Genomic DNA, 24,765 nt, shown 5'->3' with positions numbered 1-24,765 from the left:
TCCTTTCTTTAATAGTATTTCTCTATAATACTTCTATTCATATTTAAATACATTCAATTTTTTTCGTTCCTACAAGTAAATATTAATAGACTATATAAATGGATAGCATCAACATTTTGTGTGCTCTGTGCGCTAAGGATGTAATCCTTGATTTAACAGAGAGTCTAATCCGTCTATTCCACCTACTACAAAAAAATGGGCGGAAATCTCATCGATATGAGAAGAGAACAGTCTTTGATATTTATAGGTGTTGTCTATGAATATAGTGGACTTAGAAAACAAAAGAAGGCTGCATAATCTTTAAAAACGTTACCTATTTAGGTTTATTTGGCACGCTCATTTTTAAGAATAAAAAGTGTTTTAAGAGTGTTGTAGTTTATTTGAACGAAAGTTCATTTTGTTTCCGTTCTTAAGTTGTACTATTCCTAAAACAAAAAGTTGGTTCCTATTTTATTACATTTAAAAGAGAGGGTGACGTGCTTCTTATGAATATGCATTAAAAAAAGAGTTGTCTCTATTTGCCGCTAAAGAAAGAACCGATTTCGCGCATAAAACGTGTAAACCAATTAGCTTGTTCTACTTCAGATTTTGTTACAAGGTCTACTTGTAATGATTTACCTGATAAGAATCCAGGATCTGTACTATCATTAGGCACTATAATCATTTGGCTAATTGTTACACCTTTTTTAATAGGCGCTTCTTGTTCTTTATTCGATACTTTAAATTCTTTTTTATAAACGTCTATGCTGCCCTTTGGCATCGCAAGTGAAACAGCTTGCTTCGTTTGAACTGCTACATCTTTATCTTTTGCATTTTCTATCCGCACTGTTTCATGCCCTTTTACTGCTGAATTTTTTTCATAGGCCTTCTTTACTTCAAAATTCGCAAATCCATAATCATATAATTTCTTTGTTTCATCAAAACGTGCTGTATGGGATTTTGTTTTAATCACTACAGAGATAAGACGCATACCGTTTCTTTCTACTGTGCCAGTGAAACAGTCCCCGGCTTCTGGAGTTGTTCCTGTTTTCAAGCCATCTACACCTTCGTATTGCTTAATTAAACCTTTTAACATCCAGTTCGAGTTCGCCATATCAATTGGATACGTGTCGCCCTTTTGGAATGTTTTTTTCGGGATTTTTGCTGTTTCTAATATTTGCGGGAAATCTTGAATCAGACGTTGTGCTAAAACCGCACAATCTCTTGCAGACATTTTATTTTTGTCATCTGGAGTTGTCCCTTCAGGATGCTGTCCTTTTAAATCAAAGTTTGTTAAGCCTGTAGAGTTTACAAATTTATAATTTTTCAATCCAAATTCTTTCGACTTATCGTTCATCGTTTTTACGAAATCGGCTTCTTTTCCAGCAATTGCTTCAGCTAAAGCAATTGTCGCACCATTGGCAGAGCAAATTGCCATTGCCTCGTATAGTTCTCTTACCGTATAATAACCACCGTTTTCTAGGGGCACATTTGATAATGAGCGATCTTGTGAAACTTCGTGTGCGTATTTAGAAACTTTAATTTTCTGATCCCACCTGAGTTTCCCTTTAGCTATAGCTTCACTAACTAAGTACTCACTCATCATTTTTGTCATACTAGCAATTGCTAATAGTTCATCCGCATTTTTTTGATACAAAATTTTCCCGGAATCTGCTTCTACTAATATTGCTGCACCTGCTTCAATATTTAATGCAGATCCTGTTTCTGCTGATACACTTCCATATGTAACAAACATGCTACAAAATAGTGTAAGCACTGTTACTATTGCAATGTATCTCTTGCAAAACACACCTCTCACTTCTGTTACCTCCAATATCATGTACTCAAAAAACGTTATTCTAACATAATCCGCCAAAAAATAGACAGTGTTATCAAATCCTATATACATATAAGACATTAGAATCCTTTTTAAATAGACCATCTCATCTCAATCTTTTATGCGCTAACACGAATCAGTTAGTCTCCTGCAGTTTTATCACCTTAACGCTTAGTGGTCCCTGCAAATTCTTCAAGAGTCATACCGATATCCACATGTTTTTAAGGATTACACTTAATAGACAATCTAAGTAATACATTTGTTCCACATTCACAAAAAAATCAAATCAGTGTGCACCGCATATGGTGGTATCCTATTAAAGAAAAGGTATATAAAATTTATCAAATCCATATGAGAATAATTACTAGTCCCCATTACAACACAAATCATCCTTTTACCATCTTGTTTTGCTCCACTTTCCTTCCCGTGTAATATATACATCATACTGATTTTTATTTAATTCATTTAATACATTTAAGGCTGATTCTAATGAAACCTCATGTTCAGCAGATTTACTACCATACCACACGAATACTTTATGTCTCATTTTTTTACCTCCGAAAATTTAATAAGCCTAAAAAATCTATGTTTAAGCAATGTTTTGTTCACATTGCCTAATCTTTTTAATAAATTATTTGTCATCCCTTTTTTCTTAACTCACCTTGAGTTTAAAGTAGATTATTTAAATTAAAAGAAAGATAAATTAAAGATTTTATAAAGAAATAGGAAACTTCTATATAAGAAGTATGAAGTTTTGAATCACGGTTGTATAGAATATATTCTTTTTTAAAACCCTAGATTAATAGTATCTGTAGATAGCGAGTATAAAGCCGTATGTGTAAAGCAAGAAACATATGTTAAAGCTTTATTAGGCAATAATAACTATTCCTGTAATTAAAATGGTTAATAAGGAATTTCCATCCTCAATGAAAAAAGCACCCCTCCGGATGCTTTAGTATTACTCTCTATATTTCTTCTAAAATACATTTTATCATGTAACGCGCTTGTAATTTTAAAAACACTCCAAATCCTTAAGTTGATGGAAGTGGGTTGGTACCCCTTAGACTTCTAAATATTAATTACACCTCATCGGAGTGCTAACTCTCTTACATACCTGACCAATACAATTTATATATACATCATAAACGCGTCCACTGCTGTCGCACTCATAATGAGACCTTACACATGCACATTCTCCTGCTTTATTACTTATTCCTAATATTTTCTTTAACATTTTAATCATCCTCTCATTAAAAATATAAAAATAATTATCTAACAAATTAGCACGGATACTTTGTACGAATCGTTTCACATAACTCATTTACTGTACAATCATAGTAGCGATATACTTCTCTTCCACCCTCGCAAGAATACCTTTCGACAGTACAAGAACATACAGGTCTTAATGGTGCTATACCTAGTAATCTTTTTAACATTTTATCCCTCCTATTACATTTAATTGAAAACAACAACTTTAGAATACATTCATTCCCTGAAACTGTCAATAACATTCTGAATAATCAGAAATAAATCGCTAGATTTGTTTATATCACACATTAACCAGTTCTTGTTCTAAAATACTATCTAGTTTCATTATTAGTTCACCAAAATTTGATAAATCTGCAATATGCTTAATTTCACCTAACTTGTCGATTAATAATATATAAGGTGAGGTATGGACAAAGAAATCCTCAACTATATCCGCACTTACTATAAAGTGTGCATTTGAACTGCTTTGCATCATGCTACTATCTAATATTTCACTAGAAACAAAGATATAATTAATATCATATTTATTTATAACATCAGGCATCTTCTTAAATAGTTCTTTGCAACTAGAACATGTATTACTTACAAATAAAAGTAAAGTGTATTCATATGCATCTGATGGTACTACTAGTGTTTTTCCTTCCATAGAGTTCTTTTGAAACACCGGTACCTTTTGTCCGACTGCCAATGATTTTTCTTCTATTTGCTTATTTTCACGAATCCGAAAACGATTTAAAAATTGTCCAACTAGCCTACCCAGATATAGTATTAATATAGTTTGGAAGATAACAACAATCCACAATGTGATGTTAGAAATGACATACCATTTTTCACTCATTTTTTAAGTCCTCTCCTGATAATTTGAACTAATTCAATTTTTTGTTAAACGGTCTATTCGTAAAGAAATATTATATAGTTGTATCATATTTATTCCTATTAATATAATTATCCAACTAGTAAATACTAAAGTAAAATACTGAAAATTAAAGATATCAAGCACAAATTGATTAGTTTTTAATAAATGATCTAAGCTCCCTAATGATACCGGATACATTAATAAGATTACCGAAACAGCACCAATACAAAGATTCCTAACAACTAACATCCATGATAATTTATGATTTCCTAATACACCGCCACATCCACAAGATATTTCCTTTCTTCCTCTAAGTAAGTTTACTAAAATAGCAACAGAGTATACAAGAAGTAGTAGTACTGCACAAATTAGAGTAAATCTATGAAACAACCCTATAAACAAGCATATACTTATAAATAATTCTGCAAAAATTTCTATAATAGTAAATAACCTAATTTGATTCTCAGGAATAATCTGATATTCTTTTATAATCAATTGATGGATATTAAATTTCTTAATTTTATCAATGCCTGTACTAATAAATAAAGTCGCAATTCCAATTTTCATCATAAAAAACAAAGAAATCATTTTTATTCACCTCATATTTTTAAATAACTTTATCCTCCTTAATATTTCTCATCTTTTCATAATGTGAGAAAATTCCCTTATGATACGAATTTTGATATATTATTGTTCCTTTATTATCAACTAGGGTGAATGTTGGAAAAGTATCTATATCTAAGGAAGTAAAAAAGCTCTCATTTTCCTGTATCTTGACAAAGGCTTTATAATCTGTGTTTTTTTTATTATCACCTGACAATTCAAATACCTTTTCAATATTTATTAGTGGTATTTTATAGATATCGTTATTCTCCTCAATCATTTCTATTAATGCTTGTTTACAAAAAGGACATGTAATTGACGTAAATGCAATTATAGTTATATCTTCAAAATTCAAATGTTTTTCTAAGAAATATTTTTTCATATTTACTCCAATAAGATTATTATCCTTATAGCTAAAATTCCCACTCTCTATTAATGGAAGTAAATCTATTTCCTTTTTTAAAAAATGTATCTGCCTCAATACGATGCACAATAGTAATAACCAAACACAAATGAACATTAAAAGTATCGACATCATACTCCTCCTTTTTTAATCTTTAAAAACTCCCTTTTACCAGTTCTTTATGTTCCATATACCATTTCGATTGAGAAACGAATAACTCTTTATATATACCATCTAAATGTAAGAGTTCCTGATGTGTACCTCGTTCAGCAATTCTTCCTCGTTCCATTACAATAATTTCATCGGCCAACCACGCTGCCCCAAGGCGATGAGTAATAAATATGACAGCCTTATCACTGGAATATCGAAAAAACTCCTCCATAATCTCCACTTCAGATTTTGGATCAAGAGCAGATGTTGGTTCATCCAATACTATAAGATCACACTCCCTAAATAAACATCTAGCTATCGCAATCTTTTGCCATTGCCCCCCTGAAAGTTCATTTCCTCCATCGAAAAACCTTCCCAATCTTGAATCATATTGATTAGGTAGACTTTTAATGTGGTTTTCTAATCCAACCCTTTTTATTACCTCTTTTAATTTTTCTGTATCGGCTAACTCCTCTAAATTTCCAAAACCTATATTTTCTCTTACCGTAAATTCAAAGCGATTAAAATCTTGAAATAGAACGGAAATTTTCTTGAAATATTTGTTTAAATCTATCTTATTTAAAGGCATACCGTTCACATGTATCATAGATGAATCCGTCTCATATAAACCTGTTAAACATTTTATTAAAGTGGTCTTTCCTGAGCCATTTTCACCAATAATTGCAATCTTTTTACCAGGTGTAATTGTTAAATTAATATCTTTCAATATTCTTATATCATGATTAGGATAAGTGAAATTTAATTTTTGAACACTTATTTCTTGAATACCATGAATCTCTTCTTTATCTTCCACGTCATCAATTTCAGGTAAAGAGATAAAAGATGAGAACTCCTTAACATATAATAAATTCTCATAAATATTTGATATAGATCTAATTAGACTACTTAAACTGGCTTGGATGTTTTGAATGGCTTGTAAAACTGCTACTAATGACCCTACTAACACTCTTCCTAATTTCATTAAGTATAGGAGAAAAGCACTAGTTAACGCATATACCAATACAAGTATAATTTCTGAAGCAAATAACCAAACTGTTTGTTTCTTTAATAAATTTATCTCCTCCAGATTATTTTCTTGATATTTTTGACGCCATTTTTTAATTAGAAAGCTTGTTATCTGAAATAAACGTAGCTCTTTAACACTCTCTCTTCTATATAATAGGTTAGATATGTAAAACATTTCTCTATTTACTGGCGTTAAATTCCTCATTAATTCATATTTAGATGAACCATTTTTTATTTCAATAATAAATAAGGGTATGATTCCAATAAATAATATAACTACCAATACCCAGTGGATATTTATTAAATAAACTAATATAGAAATTAATGTTATACATTCTTTTAACAAGTTAGAAGAACTTGTTACATTATTTACGATACGCTGATCAATACCACTAATCATCTGGAGTTTATTTTGAAATTCGGGATTTTCAAAATGTATGTATGCTAACTTTTCCATTTTATTAAATGTGATTTCTTTGATATGCAAACCAATTTTTTGATTAATATATTTATCATTAATAATACTAAGATGTTCTAAAATATATTGAAGTAGAAAAGTAGCCAATTGACACGCTAAATATACAAATACTTGTTCTAAGTTACCAGAATGATTTATAAATTTCGCTGCTTCGTTTATTAAACGCTCAAAAAGAAAAATGTTAATAACTGGTATAAAACCTTCTATAACTCTAATAAACACTAAAAATATTAAATGACTTTTACATGACCTCCAAAAAAAACCTGCAGAATAAAGAAATAATGACATATTATTCAATCAAACAGCCCCTATAATAATAATGAAATAGACGAAAAATTCTTAATATAAACAATATATTACAGTACTTCTTCTATAACGTAAATAATCATTTTACTTTATTTTCCACAAAATGAAACTTCCTGCTTGAGAAATTATTGTTCCTTGTCCATTTATAAGTTTTGTATTAACTTCATAAGTTCTTGCAAATTCCATATAATCAACTAGTTCAACCGTGTGATGAATTAGGTGTCTCAATTAATCTAAGTATGTATCTTCCCATTATATGTATTATCTATCTCAATTACATACCCTTCCCTTTAAATGATTAGAAATAGATTGATCTGTTATCTTTCTTATATTGAATCCAATTAGACCCTATATCGGATGTTTGATATAAGAAATAGTCTAAGACATTCCATTTTAGTTTCCTTGGAAACCAAAATATATTATAATTAAATTTGCATTAGCTTTTAATTACGTAAATAAATGGAGGGCATGACATGGAAAATTATTATGATGTCGCGGTAGTTGGCGGTGGTCCAGTTGGACTTATGACAGCATGTGAATTAGCTATTCAAGGCGTAAAAGTTGTCGTTTTAGAGAGAAGATTAAATCGGATTCGAAATTCTAGAGCACTCACACTGCACCCTCGCTCTTTAGAATTAATGGCTATGAGAGGTATTGAAAATCGATTTTTATCTAGAGGGAAGAAATCAGATACAAGTCATTTTGCTGCCCTAGATACAAGATTAAGCTTTAAAAATTTAGATACTGATTTTCCATATACGCTTTTTATTCCCCAATCTATTACAGAAGAAATATTAGAAGAGCGTGCATTGGAATTAGGCGTAGACATTAAACGTGGTCATACTTTAAAAAATTTAAAACAGTGTGAAACATTCATACAACTAGAAATAGAGCAAAGAGAAACAATATATAAAATAGAAGTTCCTTATGTAGTAGGCGCTGATGGCGCAAGAAGCGTAGTTCGTGAGTTATCACATATATCGTTTAATGGAACAGATACAACAACCACTGCTATATTAGGCGATGTCATTTTAGAAGATGTACCAGATAACCCATTTTTATCTACATCTAATATAAATGGGATCATAATGATGGTGCCTATTGCACCTGATGTATTTCGTATTGCAATTGTAGATCCTAAGAATCAGACAATACCTGTTCATGTTACTGTCACAGAAAAAGAGCTTATAGATAGTATTTATAGTATTACAGGTGAACATATTCGAATTAAGAGTTCAATATGGCTTTCTCGTTTTGGGAATGCAACCAAACTAGCAAATACTTATCAACATAAGCGTGTATTCTTGGCAGGAGATGCAGCGCATATTCATTTCCCTGCTGGAGGACAAGGTTTGAATGTAGGATTACAAGATGCTTTTAATATAGGATGGAAATTGGGACTGGCTATAAAACATAAAAAATATGAAAGTCTATTAGGAAGTTATCATATTGAACGACATGATGTAGGAAAACAATTTTTCAAGGAAGTACAAGCGCAAGAACAATTAATGATAAACTTTTCAAATGCAGGTATGGAATTAAGAGAGTTATTCTCGCATGTACTAACATACCCAGAGGTGAATCAAGATTTAGCTGAAAGAGTAAGTGGCTTGGGAGTTATATATTCTTCTATGCATACGAAAGAAAGGCACCCATTGACAGGGAAAAGATGTACAAATCTTACTATTTCTTCTCAAAATAAGAAAACTTATAAACTCTTTGAATTGATGCAAGATGGTAAATATATTTTATTAATACATCCGTCTTATAAAAAAGAAATAGATAAAATGAACATTGATTCGCACACAAAGGTGCTTGTAGGAGAAATACAGGATTCTCAGTTAAAAAATATAGATGTCATTTTAATTCGCCCCGATGGTCACATAGCTTACATTGAGTATGACAAAAGAGATTACTGTAAAGATTTGAAAATAAAATTGAATAATTTTTAAAAACCCCACTTATTAGCATAGATGGTTTTGTACTAAACTATTTATAGCATGAATTAAGAAATTTTTAGTATAAACATTAAAGCATTAAGATTTTATATGGCCCCCACAACTATCAGCGGGGGTCATTTTATATGAAATAAAGTGCTCACAATCACGTTCTAATAAAGCTCTCCTAATTAATTACCTATTTCAGATAATAAAAAAGCTATTTATCACAAATACTATATTCATATTTTTTCAACTCTAAGGTCACCGAGGATACTAAACATTGCCTTCGGAATTCTTCACATATTCCAATAATGTTTAGTATTGTTGATTAAGGGCATACTCCCCTGTTCCAATTGATGATTTAAAAAAGAGTGAAAGATGTTCCATTATTCCTACCTTCCCTTCTCTAAGTGCATGATCCATAAAACGGGACAGATCAATTATTAGAAGAGCAGCTAAAATCGAATCAATACCTAACCAATTAATTTTCATTGTCATTCGTTCTCCTAACCAACCTTCAAAGTCAATGGTATCCCAGGCCTCTTTCCTATCTCCTCGGACAGGAAAGTAATCAATTCTTACTTTACGATCAAAGTGACTGCACCCCAATTGTTAGACACGAACTAATAATTGGGGGTGCAGTTCATTATCATACAGAAAATCGGCTTTCTTTTTAATATAGAAATAAAGGTAAGTCTATGACCTATTTTTACACGTATCTCGGCTGTACCCCAATGTAGGGAGATATGAAAATGGATATTAACATTTAGATTCACTTTAATACCCAAAAAGGCAGGCATAAATTTATGCTTACCTTCCACCCTCTATTTTTTTACTTTTCTAAAACAATTTCTGCTATTTTATTAGCATATGTTTTAGAGTCAAATCCATCATAATTACTTAGGACTACAATGGACAAATATTCTTTTGGAAACCGCATGAAGTGTGAACGATAACCCGCCCAACTTCCTGAATGTTCCAAGTACCAAAAGTTAAAACCTTCAGCAAGCCTTAGCCCAAAAGCATAATCTTCATTGTCAATAATTGTATCCCCAGTTGGAGAAATTTCCGGACCTATTTCGCTCATTCTTTTAACAAGATTTTTTCCACCAACGGTACCTGTGGTTAAATTTTCTCCCCATTTTACCAGGTCTTCAACTGTTGTATGAACTGCCCCATCCCCTGTATGTTCCCAAGGGCTTTCATTGATTTTATATGTTCCTTGCTCATTCCTCGAATATCCACTAGCAACTGATATAGTAGTTGGGTAGCAATCCACAATTGTTGTGTCTTTCATGTGTAAAGGATCAAAAATACGTTCCTTTGCAAACTGACGTAGAGACCTGCCACTTACCTTCTCTACCACTAGTGACAATAAAAAATATCCTGTATTGCTATACTCAAATTTTGTGCCAACCGGAAACCTTGCAATTTGATGACTTTTAAGTTGTTCTAGCGATTCTTTTACAGTTAATGTGTCCGTATATTTAATATTTGCTGCTTCAGCCAATTCCATATAATCAACTAGTCCACCCGTGTGATGAATTAGGTGGTTCAATGTTACAGGTTCAGCATATGCACCTATAGAAGGGACAAATTTTACAATTGAATCATCTAAACTCAATTTCCTCTCTTGTTCTAAGAGTAATATAGAAAATGCTGTGAATTGTTTAGAAACTGAGGCTATATTAAAAATGGTTTTGGTAGTTATGGGTAGATTTTTCTCTATAGAAGCTAAGCCAACTGCACCTTTATAAGTTACGCCGCCATCAAAACTGGAAATATATGCAAATCCAGGAGCTTTTGATGAAAACTTTTTTAATAATTGCTTAATCGATGTATGCGTCTTTTCATTATACGAATTATTCACCTCAATCACATACCCTTCCCTTTAAATGATTAGAAATATATTAATCTGTTATCTTTTCCAATTACACATCTTACTTCAACTCAAAACGACATATTTTATATTTAACTACAATCTAGCACCATCACACTAATTTCTTTAGTTTCTAAATTCTTCTCTTTATAGAGAGCTTTAATTTAGAGAGTATTATTATCCCCGAATTTACGAAAGTCCCTCTTTCAGTCCTAAAATTACTCATGGCAACTTAATAGATATTTTCTAAATTGGGTCAATACCATCTAAATCAAAGATGTTATTGACCCAAATACCTATTTTACTTTCAGATTTAGGACCGATGTACTAACGAATATGAAAACTATTTACCAGTCCTCTGTAAAGATAGGTTTGAATAAAACATTCATCTACCTTAAACCTTGTTTCAAATTTAGTTATAGTCTTCGTCTATAGTGTTTTACTTTTTCGATATGAGAATCCAAATAACCTTTTTAAACAACTTTGTTCATAAAAAAGCAGAGGCGTTCCAAACCTTTATTTTTCATTGTAGTTTCAAATGTAAGATTGGGTAGTGATGTCCTGCATCATCTGTAAGTTCCCCATTAACTTCAGCTTACTAGTTCAAGTGAGAGAGTCATGAAAGTAATCCTATATCTTTTACCTTTTGTACTGCTTCTTCTCGATTTTTGACTCCTAGCTTCTCATAGAGATTCGAAGCGTAATTTCTTACTGTTCCGTTTGACAAGTAAAGTGTCGAAGCTATTGTTTTATAACGGCTGCCTTGTGATAATAGTTTCAAAATCTCTAGTTCGCGTTTCGTTAAGCCATACTCTTCTCCAATTGATTTTGATCCAAAAGGTTCTGCTTCTTTATTTTCTTCCCACATTCTATGGAACAAATCATGATTGATCAGCGTACCTCCCCGATAGATCAGACGAATTGATTCGGCTAGTTCACGCGAATCCATGGATTTCAACAAATATCCATCAGCACCATTTCGTATGATTTCCTTTACCTTTTCTGTATCCTGAAATGTTGACAGAATGAGTACACGAATGTCCGGCCATTTTTCCTTAATCATTTTTGTCGCATTAATTCCATTCAGATTGGGCATCTCTAAATCCATTAATACTACATCTGGTTTCAACTTTTCACACAATTCCATAGCCCGGTCTCCATCTTCAGCCATTCCCAATACTTGTAAATCCTCCTGACCATCCAAAATTGTATGAAGACTTTCTCGAATAAAAGAATGATCATCGACAATACACAAGCGGATTTGTTTATTAGACAGTTGTACTTGTTTCGGTAATACACATGAAATTAACGTCCCTTCCCCTTTTTTGGAATAAACAATGACTCTTCCTTGCACCTGACTCACGCGCTCTTTCATTGCAGTTAATCCAAAACCATCCTTCCACTCTTCCGCCCCGCATCCATTATCCTGTACATCCAATCTTATCTGTTGTGGTTCAAAGTGAAGTGACACAGTGATTTCTGTGGAATGCCCATGGCGAACGGCATTTGTTAGTGATTCCTGCAAGCTTCGATATAGTGTCATTTTTGATTGTTTGGAGACCATATACTCTTCCCCTATTATTCGAGTACGTACATTGACCTTTGCATGTTTCTTAAATTCCTCTGTCAATTGTTGTAATGTGATAGGTAAGGGAAGCGACTCTTGTGATAAATCCATTTGATGCAAATACAGTCTTACTTCTTCCATACTGTTACGGGCCAATTGTAATAATGAATTGAGCTGTTGCTCTCCTTCTTTAGTCTTTAATTCCGTACGTAATGTTTCCATACCCATAATAATTGAAGTATAGGAATGTCCCATTGTATCGTGTAAGTCTTTTGAAAGCCTATCACGTTCCTCCAGTAATGTAATCCGCTCAACTTGGGATACGTATTGTTCTAATACACGTTTTTGGTTCCGGATGGTTTCACTTTGACGGTAATTAATAGCCAGTAAACGAAAGAAAGAACCCATAGCAAATGCTAAACTGAGTTGTAGGATGATTCCCCATAAATCTGTTACTTTGGAAAATATCGCTATAAGCAACGGGAACAAAATAATTGTGAAAGGGCCTGACCAGCGGTAAGATTTATGCGCGCTATTTACCGCAATCATAAAAGTTGGCATTAAAAAAGCAAGATACGCTGACGGAAATAATAAAGTTAAATAGAAACACACTCCGCCAAATAATAATATTTCAGTAAACAAATAATAGCGATAACTAAACATTAAACAAATCCAAGGTACTGAAAATGAAACGACTTCCCAAACAATTATGATCCAAAGTGGTACTGTCAAATGATCTTGTTGTTGGATAGTCGTAAATATCAATGATAGCCAAACGATAAAACGTATACAAAGTAAGGCCCAATCATACCAAAACCATAGTTTCAAAGTCTTAAACAAATTATCACTCCTTTATAGCTTTAAACATGGAACGCGTGTACATTCCAATCATTCGAACTAAGCAGTTTCCAATAAGATTATGTATCCAGATGAGAATGAAACCAGCAATCATGACAAAAATTGCTGTCTCCCATGAATTCACTGCAATGCCCAATAAGTATATATTAAAATATTGAAAAAGTAAGGGGGTAACGATACATACTAGTGGCATTACATACAGTAAAACAGCACATATAAGACTCATTATTCCGACAAAAAATTTCTGCATAAGCCAAAAAATAGCCCTCCAGTTGCTATTATTAAGGATTGTATCTCTCGCTTTAATCCATTTATCTCCCTCCTCTTTTTTTCTTGGTTCGAATAATTCTATCGATATATCTGTATAAACCTTTGTTTGAATACGTTCATACTGAACAAACTTGTGAGTTGTTTGTAGCACCCAAACCAACAAGGGAATCCCTAAAAAGATTATCGTCATTACTAATGCAAATGTAATGCTGACCAGATAGAAAAAAAAGTAAAAGAATCCGGATACAAAGGTAAATAACAAGAAATAGAAATCTTGCAAATTTTTTTGAGCTGATGCTTTCGTCATCAAAATCTTTCCTCCTCGTACATTGCTAATGCGTTAAAAGTCACTTTTTAATTCTAAGTGTTTTTCTGTCACATGCGTTAGTGTCAAAATGTCATGGTTTGTATGACAGAACTATCAATACATCCTTATCCACTCAATTTTTATTATTATTTATAAATATGACAGAAGTTCACTATCTACTATGACTCGCCTTTTGTTACACTCTGTCTATACGCTAACAAACCGCTAACTCGTTGTGCTAAAGATTAGATTGTGTTCCCGACCTTACCTTTTTTCTTTGCAGATTTTTTGATACAAAGAAGGAATCCTTAAAATAAGGATTCCTGAAAGAAACGAAGTGTCATAATCAATTCCTTGATTTCGGACAGTATACTTATAAATTCCTTGCCCTCTCATTTTATCTACTAAATAATACGTAGTATTAGATTTTAAGAGATTCAATTTTTTTGTATTTCCAAATAAACCTTTCCCTACCCTTGTTGTTCCAGTAACATCTTTTAGAACGCTTGCTACATGTAAAAATATTATGCTCTAGGAGTTCGCCTCCCTAGTTCGATAAAATAATCATGGTTACCTAGTTGTGGGGATAAAAGTGCTTGATTAACTTCTTGTTTCTTTATATTGGATGATTCTTGAACATTTTTTATACCTAGTTTATAAGTGTCCTTATTTTCATCATTATATCGAAATACTACATTTTCATTTTTCGTTGAAAGTGACGTAGTCAGCTGTCCAGAAATAAACTCTGAAAAATGAATGGTTTCATTATATTTCTCTGTAGACAGTATAATATTTGATGTATCTGCATAGCTAGATATCGGTAAACTAATTGATGTGGCAATCACACCAGCTGACAATAGAACTGCTACATTTTGTTTCTTTTTTTTCATGTTTTTTCTCCTTTGTTGTTACATTCTTCATTAGACATAGTGTTTATATTTTTAGAAAAGGGGTACCGCCACGACATCAAATTAAGAACTTATTTTACCCCCAAGTTTTTTTATAGTAAGTTGTTTTTTTGAACCAGAAAGGTATATTCCTAACTATAAAAACTATGACAAAATTTATCCGTTTTCCCGTTTTCCCTACTTGCTAAATTCAGCAAGTAAAATATTTTTAAAAGGATCAGAATTACTATAACTAGTTTTATGGCCATTCAAATTGATGGCCAATATATGCTTACCTCCAAGTGTGCCTCCAGCAAAAGTAGAAAAGCCTGGAACACCACCTGAGTGTCCCCATATCGAGGTACCGTTTTGAAGTTTATTTTCATAGATTCCAAGACCATATCCATCGATTCCTTCTATTCCTGTAGGAACTGTAGTAAGCATTTGTTTTAGTTGCTGTTCCTTCAGTAATTTGCCACTAAGCAAGTAAGAGAAAAATTTATTTAAATCTTCGGCAGTAGAAATCATATCTCCATCCGAGCTACCTGGGTTAGAATAAGTAACGTCTTTTAGCTCACTTTCTCCATCATATCTTTCATATCCACGGGCATGCTTGGTGCCTGGAATAACCGTTGAATTACCCGGTAGAAATGTATTCGACAATTCAAGTGGTTCAATAATTCGATTTTCAACTTCTTCCGCATAACTGTTTCCAGTTACTTTTTCAATAAGAATCCCCAGTACTACGTATCCCGTGTTTGAATAAGACCAGCCCTTTCCTGGAGCAAAGTCTGGGGGAAGAGAAATCCCCATCTTTACGAATTCTTCAGCTGTATACGCTTTTTTTGTATCTTTCATATCAAAGTCTTTTGATTTTATGTAGTCAGCGATACCACTTGTATGATTCAATATCTGCCGGATCGTAATCTGGTTACTATCATATCCGTTTCCTTGAATAACACCAGGCAACCATTTTTCAATGGAGTCGTCTAAATTCAAGCGGTTTTCTCCAGCTAATTGAAGTAGAACTGTTGCAATGAACGTTTTCGTCACACTACCAATGCGAAAGCGAAAATCTGCTTTCATTGGTTTCTTGGTTCGCAGATCTGCTATCCCAGCGGTATAACTCCAAGTTTTACCACTCTTAGAAATTTGAGCGAGTATTCCAGGATATCCAAGTTGCAGTGCATCCCGCATTGCTTTCTTAACGGAAGTACGATCGCTTTGGGTACTTGTTTGTGATGAACTAGATACATTTTGCGTGGGTTCTGCTTCTACAATTGAGGCTGGTGTTATGTATATTCCAGCTATTAAAAGTGATAGACTTGCACATGTAATTTTACTGCGTGTTTTCATAAAGCATCCTCTCCTCTATTTAAATTGTATAGTTAGTTGCTTGCTGTTTTACATTAACCACACAGCCATTATCTCCACCAATGACAAAAAGTCAGAATTGAATTCGTAATCATATTCATAAATTTTGTTACAAACTCCATTCTGCCCTAAGTAAGTCCCTCTTTTTCCACATGCATGTTAACCGTTAACCTTAGAAATTACTTTTATTCTTGAAACACTCTTGTTACTAATTAGTTTTTCATAAATAGGTCATACCTGTTTCCTCTTTCATGCCTCTTTATATTTTTAACATACACAATGAAGCCCTTCCCTCCTTATTTATTATTTGTGGGTAATAAACTGCTCCTTGATTCTAAGAGTTTTTCTGTCACATACGTTAGTGTCAAAATGTCATGACCTTTATGACATAACTATCAATACAGCCCTATCCACTCAATTTTTGTTGTTCTTTATAAATATGACAGAAGTTCACTATCGACTATGACTCGCCGCTTGCTACACTCTGTTTATAAGCTAGCGAGTCGCTAACTCGTTGAGCTAACAAAAAATCCTAACTAAATAAAGGAGCGTTCAAAAATGAAACAAGCAATTAACAAACTGGGAATTGTTGCAATTCTTCTTTCTTCTTCAACCATGATTTCTGCATGTTCCCACCAATCAATAGAAGGAGAAACATCAAAATCATCTGCATCCACAAATAAAATTGAAATGATGAAAGGACCCAATAATAAAAAAGAAATAGAATCTTTTGCTGATCCATTATTTGAGGAAAAAATGAAAAAGTATAATGTGAATGGTTCTAGTTTTGTCGTCGTTCATGATGGAAAGGTTGTTGTTAATAAAGGGTATGGATATGCTGATAAAGAAAAGAAAATTCCTGTTACTAAGGACACGGTCTTTCAAATTGCTTCAGTCTCAAAAACTTTTACTGCCTTGGCAGTGATGCAACAAGTCGATAAAGGAAATATTAAACTAGATCAAGACGTACAAAAATATCTTGGTGGATTACAAATACCTAATCAAACAGGGAAACCTCTAACACTGTTTGATATGCTCACTTATACCAGCGGATTTGATTTTCCCGACCTCACAAATATAACTGGACCTGAATATATAGATAATGAAAAAAGCATACCAATGAAGGAATTTTTCTCTAAACATATGCCAATGGTGGTACGGCCACCAGGGGAAGTTTATACGTATGATAACGTCTCATTTGCGCTCGCAGGATTGGCAGTAGAGAATGTTACTAACAGCCCTTTCTCCAAATATATGGAAAAGAATATTTTCAAACCATTAGATATGAAATCTACAAGTATGAGCTTCACGCCTGAACTTCTAGAAAGAATGGCTACACATTATGGTCCCACTGGCGAACCAATACCAACAAGCGGGAGCGGTTTAAGGGATACACCACAAGGAAGCATTTTATCTACTGCAGAAGACATGTCAAAATACATGATTATGCAACTACAGAAAGGAAAGTTTAAAGACAAAGAAATTGTAAGTAAAAAAAGCATAGATATGATGCATGCCTATCAAGTTTTTGATGATAAGACCAACCCTGTTGCAACAATTGGATTTGAAACGCCTTTTAATAAATTCGCTAACGGTCAACACGTTGTAATGAAAGGGGGAAGTATGCCTGGACATCAATCACTGATGATTTTAGTGCCTGAACAAAAAACAGCATTCTTCATGTCTTATAATAATGATTCAATGATGAGTATAGACGTATATGAAGCTCTCATGGATCACTATTTCCCTGCTAAGAAGAATGAAGTAAAGACAAGTTATCTCCCGTTAGAGGAAAAAGAAGCTCATAAATACTTGGGCTTATTCCAAAATACGCGTTTCGCTGCGATTCGCACTCATTTTACTTATGAAAATGGGAATTTAGTCATGGAGGGTGGAATAACTGGAAAACAAGTTCTCAAAATGATCCATCCGTTGTTATTTGAAGATTCGGAAGGCAACAAAGTTGCTTTCAAAAAGAATTCAGCTGGAGAAATCACATATTTTCACTACGATTCTCCTAAAAGCCTTGATTTTGTAGCAGATGCCCAGAGAATTAACAACAAACCATCTTTTGATGACATTCCACAAAAGAGTAACTATAGAAGTCACATTGATAATCTTCATGCCCTAAATATTATGGGTGCTGAAACAGGTAATCTATTCAATCCGATGGAAACCATGACACAAGGAGAGTTTGCGGATACGTTGTTACTTGCTCATGGATGGAACGGTTTTCCAGACGAATCAAAAGAGGCAAGGGAAAAAATTATGAATGGAATTCCAGAGTATAACCGTGCTACTCCGATTACCCGACAGGTCGCAGCAACCATGATTCAAAACGTTAAGCAAATTCAAGACTTGAAACCGATTCAACCTGATAAAGCTAGTAAAGTTAAATTACTTGATGCCGCAGATGACTGGGCAGTCCAATCAATTCAGGCACTTGCCTCCCAAGGAATTCTCGACCCTGATACTTCCATTAATGCTGACGGATCCTTTATGTTCCGTCCGAAAGACCTGTTACTACGTCAAGAAGCAAGTGCTTTGCTGGATTTAGCTTTTGGTTATTATGCACTACCTATCAAACGGTAGTAGATATTTTATCCTAGATTGAATCATAAAAAAAATGGATGCTAGTATCTTATCAATATCAAGCTAAAATAAAACAAGAAATTTTTAACTTTATAAGATTTGAAGCATGACTCTATATTTGAAGTTTTTCCCTTAAAAAAGGAACCTATTAGGAAATTTGATAGGTTCCTTCCTTTAAGGAGGCGTTTTCGATGAGGAAATATTTCTATTTCATTGGGCAAAAAAACAAGAGGATAACGTATCACTAATCCATAAACTACGTGGTTCCTCCTCAACATTGGAAGGAGAGTATCCGATTGAAGAAAATTTATTTAAAGGCTATTGACAAAAGTAATTGGAAAGAAGCAATTAGACTTTCTGTTAAAAAAGAACAACAAACATTTATTGCATCCAATCTTTATTCTATTGCAGAAGTTCAATTTCTAGATAATTTTTATGCAAAAGGTATTTATCTTGATGAAAAAATGATAGGATTTACTATGTTTGGAATAGATTCTGATGATAATAATTATTGGATTTATAGACTTATGATTGATAAAAAATTTCAAGGGAAAGGTATAGGTAAACAAGCTATATATCTGGTTATTGATGAGATAAGACGAAATAATTACGCAAACGTTTCATTAATAATGATTGGATATGCTCCTGAAAACCTTACAGCTAAATTTGTATATAAGAAAGCAGGATTTATTGAAACTGAATTATCATCTTGGGGTGAACAGTTAGCTAAGTATTCTTTGTAAGTACTTGAATTCTCCACTATGACTTGTAGACTTATTAAAGAAAAGAATCTGATAGTGGAGCAATATAAGTAGAAACGGATTAAACTTTTTTATAAAAGAATCCACCAACTGAAAATATTAAGAGCGTGTTTTGATTAACCTTTTTTCAAAACACGCTCTTTTCTATGATTATTTATCAAAGTTATTAGTATCAATTTGAATAAGCTTCATTTAAAAGCAAAAACACTGTTCAAATAATATTACGTCTAAATTGAACATACATACAGCCACAATTTGCTGTTTTCTAAGCTCAAAGTTTACCTCTCCAATAAGTGGAAATAATAAAACTATAAAACATTGGATGGAGGATTTATAGTGACGAATAATGAGAATTACAGTAGAATATTACCCCATAATGCCGAATCTTATTGGACGAGCAGTATTCAATTACCAGAATACCCTTCCTTAGAAAATGACATGCAGGTCGATGTTATTATTGTAGGAGGAGGAATTACTGGCATTACTTCTGCCTATCTTTTAGTAAATGAAGGTCTAAAAGTCGCTGTTATAGAGGCAGACAAGTTATTAAATGGAACGACTGGACATACGACAGCTAAAATTACGGCTCAACATGACATGATTTATGACGAGCTTATCAGATATACCGGAAAAACTACCGCAAGATTGTATTATGAAGCAAACATAGATGCTTTAAAATTCATTCAAACCACAATTAATAAACATCACATTGATTGCGATTTTACTCAACAAGATGCTTATTTGTATGCCACAACAGAAGAATATGCATTTAAGTTAGAAAAAGAAGCAGAAGCTTATAATGAACTTCGTATTGAAGGCGAACTTGTAAACAAACTTCCTATTGATTTAAAAATACATAATGCACTTGTTATGAGAAATCAAGCACAATTCCATCCCCTTAAGTATTTAGCTCATCTTTCAAATATAATTACAGAAAAAGGTGGATACATCTTTGAAAATACCACAGCAGTAAATATAAAAACAGGCGAACAACCTGTAGTTCTTACCCGTGGAGGAGCTCAAATTACAGGAAAGTATATTCTCTCTTGTTCTCATTTCCCTTTTTATGAAGGCGCAGGACTTTACTCTACAAGAATGCATGCAGACCGATCCTATATAATTGCCGCTAAGACAAAAACAGATTATCCAGGGGGTATGTATATTAGTGTAGATGAACCAACCCGCTCTCTCCGTTCTACAACAATTAATGGTGAAAAATTTATTCTTATCTCTGGAGAAAGTCATAAAACGGGACAAGGCGGAGAAACACTAAAACATTATGAAGCACTAGAAATATTCGGGCAACAAGTCTTTGGCCTTGAAAATATCCCCTATCGGTGGTCAGCACAAGATTTAATTACACTAGACAAGATTCCTTATATCGGTGAAATTACCTCCGATCAAAAAAATATATTAATTGCTACTGGATATAGAAAATGGGGTATGACAAACGGAACCGCAGCGGCGCTTTTATTTCGAGACATCATATTAAAAGAAAAGAACAAATATCGGGAATTATATACTCCCTCTCGTTTCCACATGAATCCTAGTTTAAAGAATTTCTTAGTCGAAAATGCCAATGTTGTTGGACACTTAATTAAAGGAAAGTTAGAGATTCCTCAAAAATGTATTCGTGATTTATCTAACGATGAAGGAGCTGTCGTTGATATTGATGGACATAGAAAAGGAGCTTATAAGGATGCAGAAGGTAAACTTCATATTGTAGATACAACTTGTACCCACATTGGATGTGAAGTTGAATGGAACGATGGAGAACGTTCTTGGGATTGCCCATGTCATGGTTCGCGATTCTCATATACAGGGGAAGTACTTGAAGGGCCTGCTGAAAAACCATTACAAAAATACGATTATAAAATAATAGATAATCTTACTTCAGAAGACTCTGGTTATTAATAAAAAACACTTAACCAAAAAGAAAGAGCGTGTTTTGAAAAAATATTTATCAAAACTTAATTTTATAAAATGATTTAATATAAATCCCCCCAATATATTATCTATGTTGGGGAATTTATATTATTTACATTCATTCTTCGTTATATAGGGACTCACCACATCACTATCAACTAGGGATACATTAAGGAAAACTTCAGAAGAAAAGTAAGCCCACTCCTTATCTATTTGTGTATAAGGAGTAGACTTCCTTTGATTACTGGTAATAATAAGGTAGGTTAATTTTACATGTATATGAGATTTATCATTATTATTAATTTTTATTGATGGTATTTATATTTATATTTACTCATAAGAATAGAACTAGCTTAGTATTTAGTGGGGGGATTAAGAATGAATAGGGATGAAACCTCATTACATCCTGATACGGGTGTTACGTCTGTTACGTCTGTAATGTTTGTTGAACGATAATTAAGGGTTCTGCAACCGGAACTACAATTTTTTAATAATTTCAGAGATTATTTGTTTGTTGACCACATGTTTCCTACCATGAACCATCGACAGTAAATTTATCGGTTGAAAGGATATGCCCACATATGGGAACCCTATTTTTTAAAACTAATTTTTTTGTTTGCATATTATTTAATAATAAGTGCTACGATTCCTAAAATAACAAGCAGAAGCCCACCTAAAAATTGTCCTAATCCAGAAGCCTCTCCAAGAATCAACAAATTGAAAAGGTTCTTTCTTGTTTGGGTTTTTCCTACGAATGCATCATCTTTTTTCATTCTATAAACTCCCCATAAGATTAATACCATTCCAAATACGATACCGAATAATTTTAAAGCCATTATATTTACCTCCATTTATTATACAAATAATAATTTTTTCATAATTATATTCATTATTTGTATTTTGCTATATTGTTTGAATGTTCCTTGGAAATTTATTTGTATGCTACTATTAGTCATCTTCTTCAAATATAAAAACTTCTTCAATTGATAGGTTGAAAACAGCAGATATTCTATATGCTAGTAAAACGGATGGATTATACTTTTGCTTTTCTAACGAAATAATCGTTCTTGAAGATACAAATACTTTATCAGCTAATTCTTGTTGTGTTATTCCATGTTTTAAACGTAGCTCTTTTACTATATTTTTCATAGAAATCTCCTAATTAAAAATAACAACTATAATATTTTTTAGCTAACATTTTAGTAATTAGGCAACATATTATAATGAGAAATAGCCCAGCATTTATTGGAATTATAATCCATTTCGAAAGAAACATCATGAGAATTATCATGATCATTAGAATACTCATGGTAAATTGTGAAGCTTTTCCTTCTATTAAATCATCCCTCTCATCATATTCTTTTGATAGCTCTCTTTCTAATTGTTTGCGATTAGTATTAGACTTAGATTGAGAAATTAAAGCGAAAATTAACAAGATTACTCCTGTAAGTATCTTTAAATTACCTAAATAAAATCCCTCAGCAAAATTCGCTTCAGTGTGATCAAAAATTATTTCAATAAAACCTATTGCAATAATTGCAAACGAACATAAATAAAGCTCTTTATATCTATTTTTCAAACAAATCACTCCTAATATAATCTAATATGAAGTTTACTTCACGTGAAGTAAACTTCATATTACACTACCTTTTAGAGGATGTCTAGCATTAATTTGTTCTAATGCACAAACTTCAAAACATATACAGGTACTTCAGCTAACCAACTTTATAAAGGAATGCAGTACACATCAGCATACAAGCATTCCCTTGTTATTTTTAATGTTATTGCTTTACATTTTATGTCCCCACTGGTCAAAGTGATAATCTTTACCGCCGATTTTAAACCAACCGTCTGAATAAAGTGAACCATCTTCTCTAGCACAATACCAAAGGTATCCGTATGCAAGAGGCCAAGGTCTATATCCACCACCAACTTGGAACCATCCTGTTTTAGCTGCGCCATTTTCATCGAAGTAATAATATTTATTATCGATAGTTTGCCAGCCCGTTTGTGCTACGCCGTTATTGTCAAAGTAGTATAGCTTACCATCTATTTTTTCGAACCCTGCTTTGTTAACTGAGCCGTCTTCATGGAAATAATATCTTTTTCCATCGATGTTTTTATAATTATTGAACGTATCATTGAGACCATTTGTGAAATAGTATCTTTTTCCGTCTATCATTTTCCAACCAGTATACGAAACGCCATCTTCTAAACTATAATATGCTATTGTATTCGCATTTTTGTTGATTCCTGTTTTCAAAATCGAACCATCTTGATTAAATGCTAATATTTTGCCGTCAAACTTAACATTAACACCGCTGCTTATAGCTTCTCCATTTAGATTAGAAACTCTTTCGAGTACGCCTTTGTCAGAAAAATGAAGAATGATATTTTGATCTTCTAGACGTATTTCATCTTTAAGGACCACACAACCTCCGAAATAATAAATTTCACCATCGATTTCCCGCAAACCATTTTCAATAAGTGCTCCAGAAGCATCGGAATAGGAACGACCATCATAGCCACTCTTGCTCCATGCTGATCGTTGCAAAGCGCCAGAATCATTGAAAGTATAAAACTTACCCTCAATCCGTACACCATTTTTATTTTTCTCCGTAGCCAATTCGCCATTAGATGGGTCAAAATAATAAGTCTTCCCCTTAATGTCTTGCCAGCCTGTCAAAAGGGCTCCTTCAGCATCTGCAAAATAATAAGCAGAACCTTGGTTTACCCAACTATTCTTTATTACATTTCCAGAAGAATCTTTTGCAATCAATTTAGTAGAATCTTTTTCATCGGCTACAAACTGTGCTCCGTCATACTTCTGTCTCTCATTTTCTTTACCCGGATACCACTCTACTAACCAATTATGAATTTCATTGTTGCTTTTATCATCGAAACGAATTTCAGAGTAGAAACGCTCACCAGTACCGAACTTTGAAGTATGCCTATCACCAGATAAACTTACTCCGTTCTTGTTAATCAAACGGAACTGAAATGAACCACTTTCATTATTTTCTACCTGAACAAGTTCAAACACTTCATCATCGCCAAGTGAATCGGAATATTGAAGTTCGTTTCCTTCTTTTCCTGAAAGGTATTTTGAACCTGTTTTTACGATTACTTTATTCGTTCCTTTTTTATAAGGGATAATTTGATAAGGTTTACCATCATTTAGTCTAATGTATGGCAGTATCAGACCTGTCTCTATGACGTTAGTACGCTCCGCCAATACATCAGATAATCGATCATAAAAATCTGCACGAGCTTTAGGATCATTATTAACATAGTTGTCAAGGACATCTTTAGATACTGGTTTTGAAGTCAATGTTATCAATCGTTTTTGCTCATCTGATAATTTATTTGCTATATAATCAAATAGGGTATCCTGACTATAAGTAATCACGCTCCAGTCTGCAGCCGAATCGCCTGAATATTTTTTATAAAGTGGAAAAAGAAATCTTGGATTTTTACCAGATGCTTTTTCTACAAAC

21 protein-coding genes are annotated in these 24,765 nt (G+C 33.0%); 4 read left to right on the top strand and 17 right to left on the bottom strand.

Features of this window, described 5'->3' with window-relative positions:
- Positions 1–514: 514 nt before the first annotated feature.
- The 7 genes from MHH42_RS29490 to MHH42_RS29460 form a co-directional block, all read right to left on the bottom strand.
- A complete protein-coding gene (locus MHH42_RS29490; RefSeq protein ID WP_053446104.1) occupies positions 515–1,798 on the bottom strand; it encodes a D-alanyl-D-alanine carboxypeptidase family protein in 1,284 nt (427 codons plus the stop codon).
- 412 nt (positions 1,799–2,210) lie between these two features.
- Positions 2,211–2,363 carry a hypothetical protein gene (locus MHH42_RS29485; RefSeq protein WP_229203641.1) on the bottom strand — a complete coding sequence of 51 codons (153 nt, stop codon included), beginning with the start codon at positions 2,361–2,363 and terminating at the stop codon, positions 2,211–2,213.
- Positions 2,364–3,096: 733 nt separating this feature from the next.
- A complete protein-coding gene (locus tag MHH42_RS29480) occupies positions 3,097–3,252 on the bottom strand; it encodes a hypothetical protein (RefSeq protein ID WP_000919787.1) in 156 nt (51 codons plus the stop codon).
- Between the two features lie 113 nt (positions 3,253–3,365).
- Positions 3,366–3,923 carry a TlpA family protein disulfide reductase gene (locus tag MHH42_RS29475; RefSeq protein WP_053446105.1) on the bottom strand — a complete coding sequence of 186 codons (558 nt, stop codon included), beginning with the start codon at positions 3,921–3,923 and terminating at the stop codon, positions 3,366–3,368.
- A gap of 33 nt (positions 3,924–3,956) precedes the next feature.
- Positions 3,957–4,529 carry a MauE/DoxX family redox-associated membrane protein gene (locus MHH42_RS29470; RefSeq protein WP_053446106.1) on the bottom strand — a complete coding sequence of 191 codons (573 nt, stop codon included), beginning with the start codon at positions 4,527–4,529 and terminating at the stop codon, positions 3,957–3,959.
- A gap of 19 nt (positions 4,530–4,548) precedes the next feature.
- Complete coding sequence (locus tag MHH42_RS29465) at positions 4,549–5,079, bottom strand: thioredoxin fold domain-containing protein (protein ID WP_070174292.1); 531 nt, start codon at positions 5,077–5,079, stop codon at positions 4,549–4,551.
- A 22-nt stretch (positions 5,080–5,101) separates the two neighbouring features.
- Positions 5,102–6,889 (bottom strand): ABC transporter ATP-binding protein, encoded by a 1,788-nt coding sequence (locus tag MHH42_RS29460; protein WP_253185319.1) that lies wholly within the window; start codon positions 6,887–6,889, stop codon positions 5,102–5,104.
- A 491-nt stretch (positions 6,890–7,380) separates the two neighbouring features.
- Here MHH42_RS29460 and MHH42_RS29455 point away from each other — a divergent pair, with 491 nt between their 5' ends.
- Positions 7,381–8,859 carry an FAD-dependent oxidoreductase gene (locus MHH42_RS29455; RefSeq protein WP_070174290.1) on the top strand — a complete coding sequence of 493 codons (1,479 nt, stop codon included), beginning with the start codon at positions 7,381–7,383 and terminating at the stop codon, positions 8,857–8,859.
- A gap of 303 nt (positions 8,860–9,162) precedes the next feature.
- Here MHH42_RS29455 and MHH42_RS29450 read toward each other — a convergent pair whose 3' ends face one another.
- From MHH42_RS29450 to MHH42_RS29425, 6 genes are all read right to left on the bottom strand, one after another.
- On the bottom strand, positions 9,163–9,456 hold the full coding sequence (locus MHH42_RS29450) for an inositol-3-phosphate synthase (protein ID WP_256435758.1): 294 nt from the start codon (positions 9,454–9,456) through the stop codon (positions 9,163–9,165).
- A gap of 223 nt (positions 9,457–9,679) precedes the next feature.
- A complete protein-coding gene (locus MHH42_RS29445; protein ID WP_070174315.1) occupies positions 9,680–10,717 on the bottom strand; it encodes a serine hydrolase domain-containing protein in 1,038 nt (345 codons plus the stop codon).
- 625 nt (positions 10,718–11,342) lie between these two features.
- Entirely contained in the window at positions 11,343–13,133 is a 1,791-nt protein-coding gene (locus MHH42_RS29440; protein WP_070174289.1) for a helix-turn-helix transcriptional regulator, read from the bottom strand.
- 4 nt (positions 13,134–13,137) lie between these two features.
- Positions 13,138–13,728 carry a sensor domain-containing protein gene (locus MHH42_RS29435; RefSeq protein WP_070174288.1) on the bottom strand — a complete coding sequence of 197 codons (591 nt, stop codon included), beginning with the start codon at positions 13,726–13,728 and terminating at the stop codon, positions 13,138–13,140.
- A 524-nt stretch (positions 13,729–14,252) separates the two neighbouring features.
- The gene (locus MHH42_RS29430; RefSeq protein WP_070174287.1) at positions 14,253–14,618 is read right to left on the bottom strand and encodes a hypothetical protein; all 366 of its coding nucleotides are present in this window, start codon (positions 14,616–14,618) and stop codon (positions 14,253–14,255) included.
- Positions 14,619–14,813: 195 nt separating this feature from the next.
- Positions 14,814–15,971: a serine hydrolase domain-containing protein gene (locus MHH42_RS29425; protein ID WP_070174286.1), complete on the bottom strand. Its 1,158-nt coding sequence runs from the start codon at positions 15,969–15,971 to the stop codon at positions 14,814–14,816.
- A 576-nt stretch (positions 15,972–16,547) separates the two neighbouring features.
- Between MHH42_RS29425 and MHH42_RS29420 the strand changes: the two genes are divergently transcribed.
- From MHH42_RS29420 to MHH42_RS29410, 3 genes are all read left to right on the top strand, one after another.
- Positions 16,548–18,581: a serine hydrolase gene (locus MHH42_RS29420; RefSeq protein ID WP_070174285.1), complete on the top strand. Its 2,034-nt coding sequence runs from the start codon at positions 16,548–16,550 to the stop codon at positions 18,579–18,581.
- A 296-nt stretch (positions 18,582–18,877) separates the two neighbouring features.
- The gene (locus MHH42_RS29415) at positions 18,878–19,324 is read left to right on the top strand and encodes a GNAT family N-acetyltransferase (protein ID WP_097837944.1); all 447 of its coding nucleotides are present in this window, start codon (positions 18,878–18,880) and stop codon (positions 19,322–19,324) included.
- A 354-nt stretch (positions 19,325–19,678) separates the two neighbouring features.
- Entirely contained in the window at positions 19,679–21,256 is a 1,578-nt protein-coding gene (locus MHH42_RS29410; RefSeq protein ID WP_070174283.1) for an FAD-dependent oxidoreductase, read from the top strand.
- Positions 21,257–21,891: 635 nt separating this feature from the next.
- On the opposite strand, the gene MHH42_RS29405 is transcribed toward MHH42_RS29410, so the two are convergent.
- From MHH42_RS29405 to MHH42_RS29390, 4 genes are all read right to left on the bottom strand, one after another.
- On the bottom strand, positions 21,892–22,104 hold the full coding sequence (locus tag MHH42_RS29405) for a hypothetical protein (protein WP_070174282.1): 213 nt from the start codon (positions 22,102–22,104) through the stop codon (positions 21,892–21,894).
- 112 nt (positions 22,105–22,216) lie between these two features.
- Positions 22,217–22,417 carry a helix-turn-helix transcriptional regulator gene (locus MHH42_RS29400; protein WP_000790480.1) on the bottom strand — a complete coding sequence of 67 codons (201 nt, stop codon included), beginning with the start codon at positions 22,415–22,417 and terminating at the stop codon, positions 22,217–22,219.
- A gap of 13 nt (positions 22,418–22,430) precedes the next feature.
- Complete coding sequence (locus tag MHH42_RS29395; protein WP_070174281.1) at positions 22,431–22,847, bottom strand: DUF2178 domain-containing protein; 417 nt, start codon at positions 22,845–22,847, stop codon at positions 22,431–22,433.
- Positions 22,848–23,057: 210 nt separating this feature from the next.
- Positions 23,058–24,765: N-acetylmuramoyl-L-alanine amidase family protein (locus MHH42_RS29390; protein WP_340895130.1), on the bottom strand; the 1,708-nt coding region annotated here is incomplete at its 5' end.

Source organism: Bacillus sp. FSL L8-0099 (assembly GCF_038006385.1).
In the GTDB taxonomy this organism is placed as follows: Bacteria; Bacillota; Bacilli; order Bacillales; family Bacillaceae_G; genus Bacillus_A; species Bacillus_A toyonensis.
Note: the sequence above shows the minus strand (reverse complement) of the source record. Positions and strands in the feature narration are given on the sequence as shown.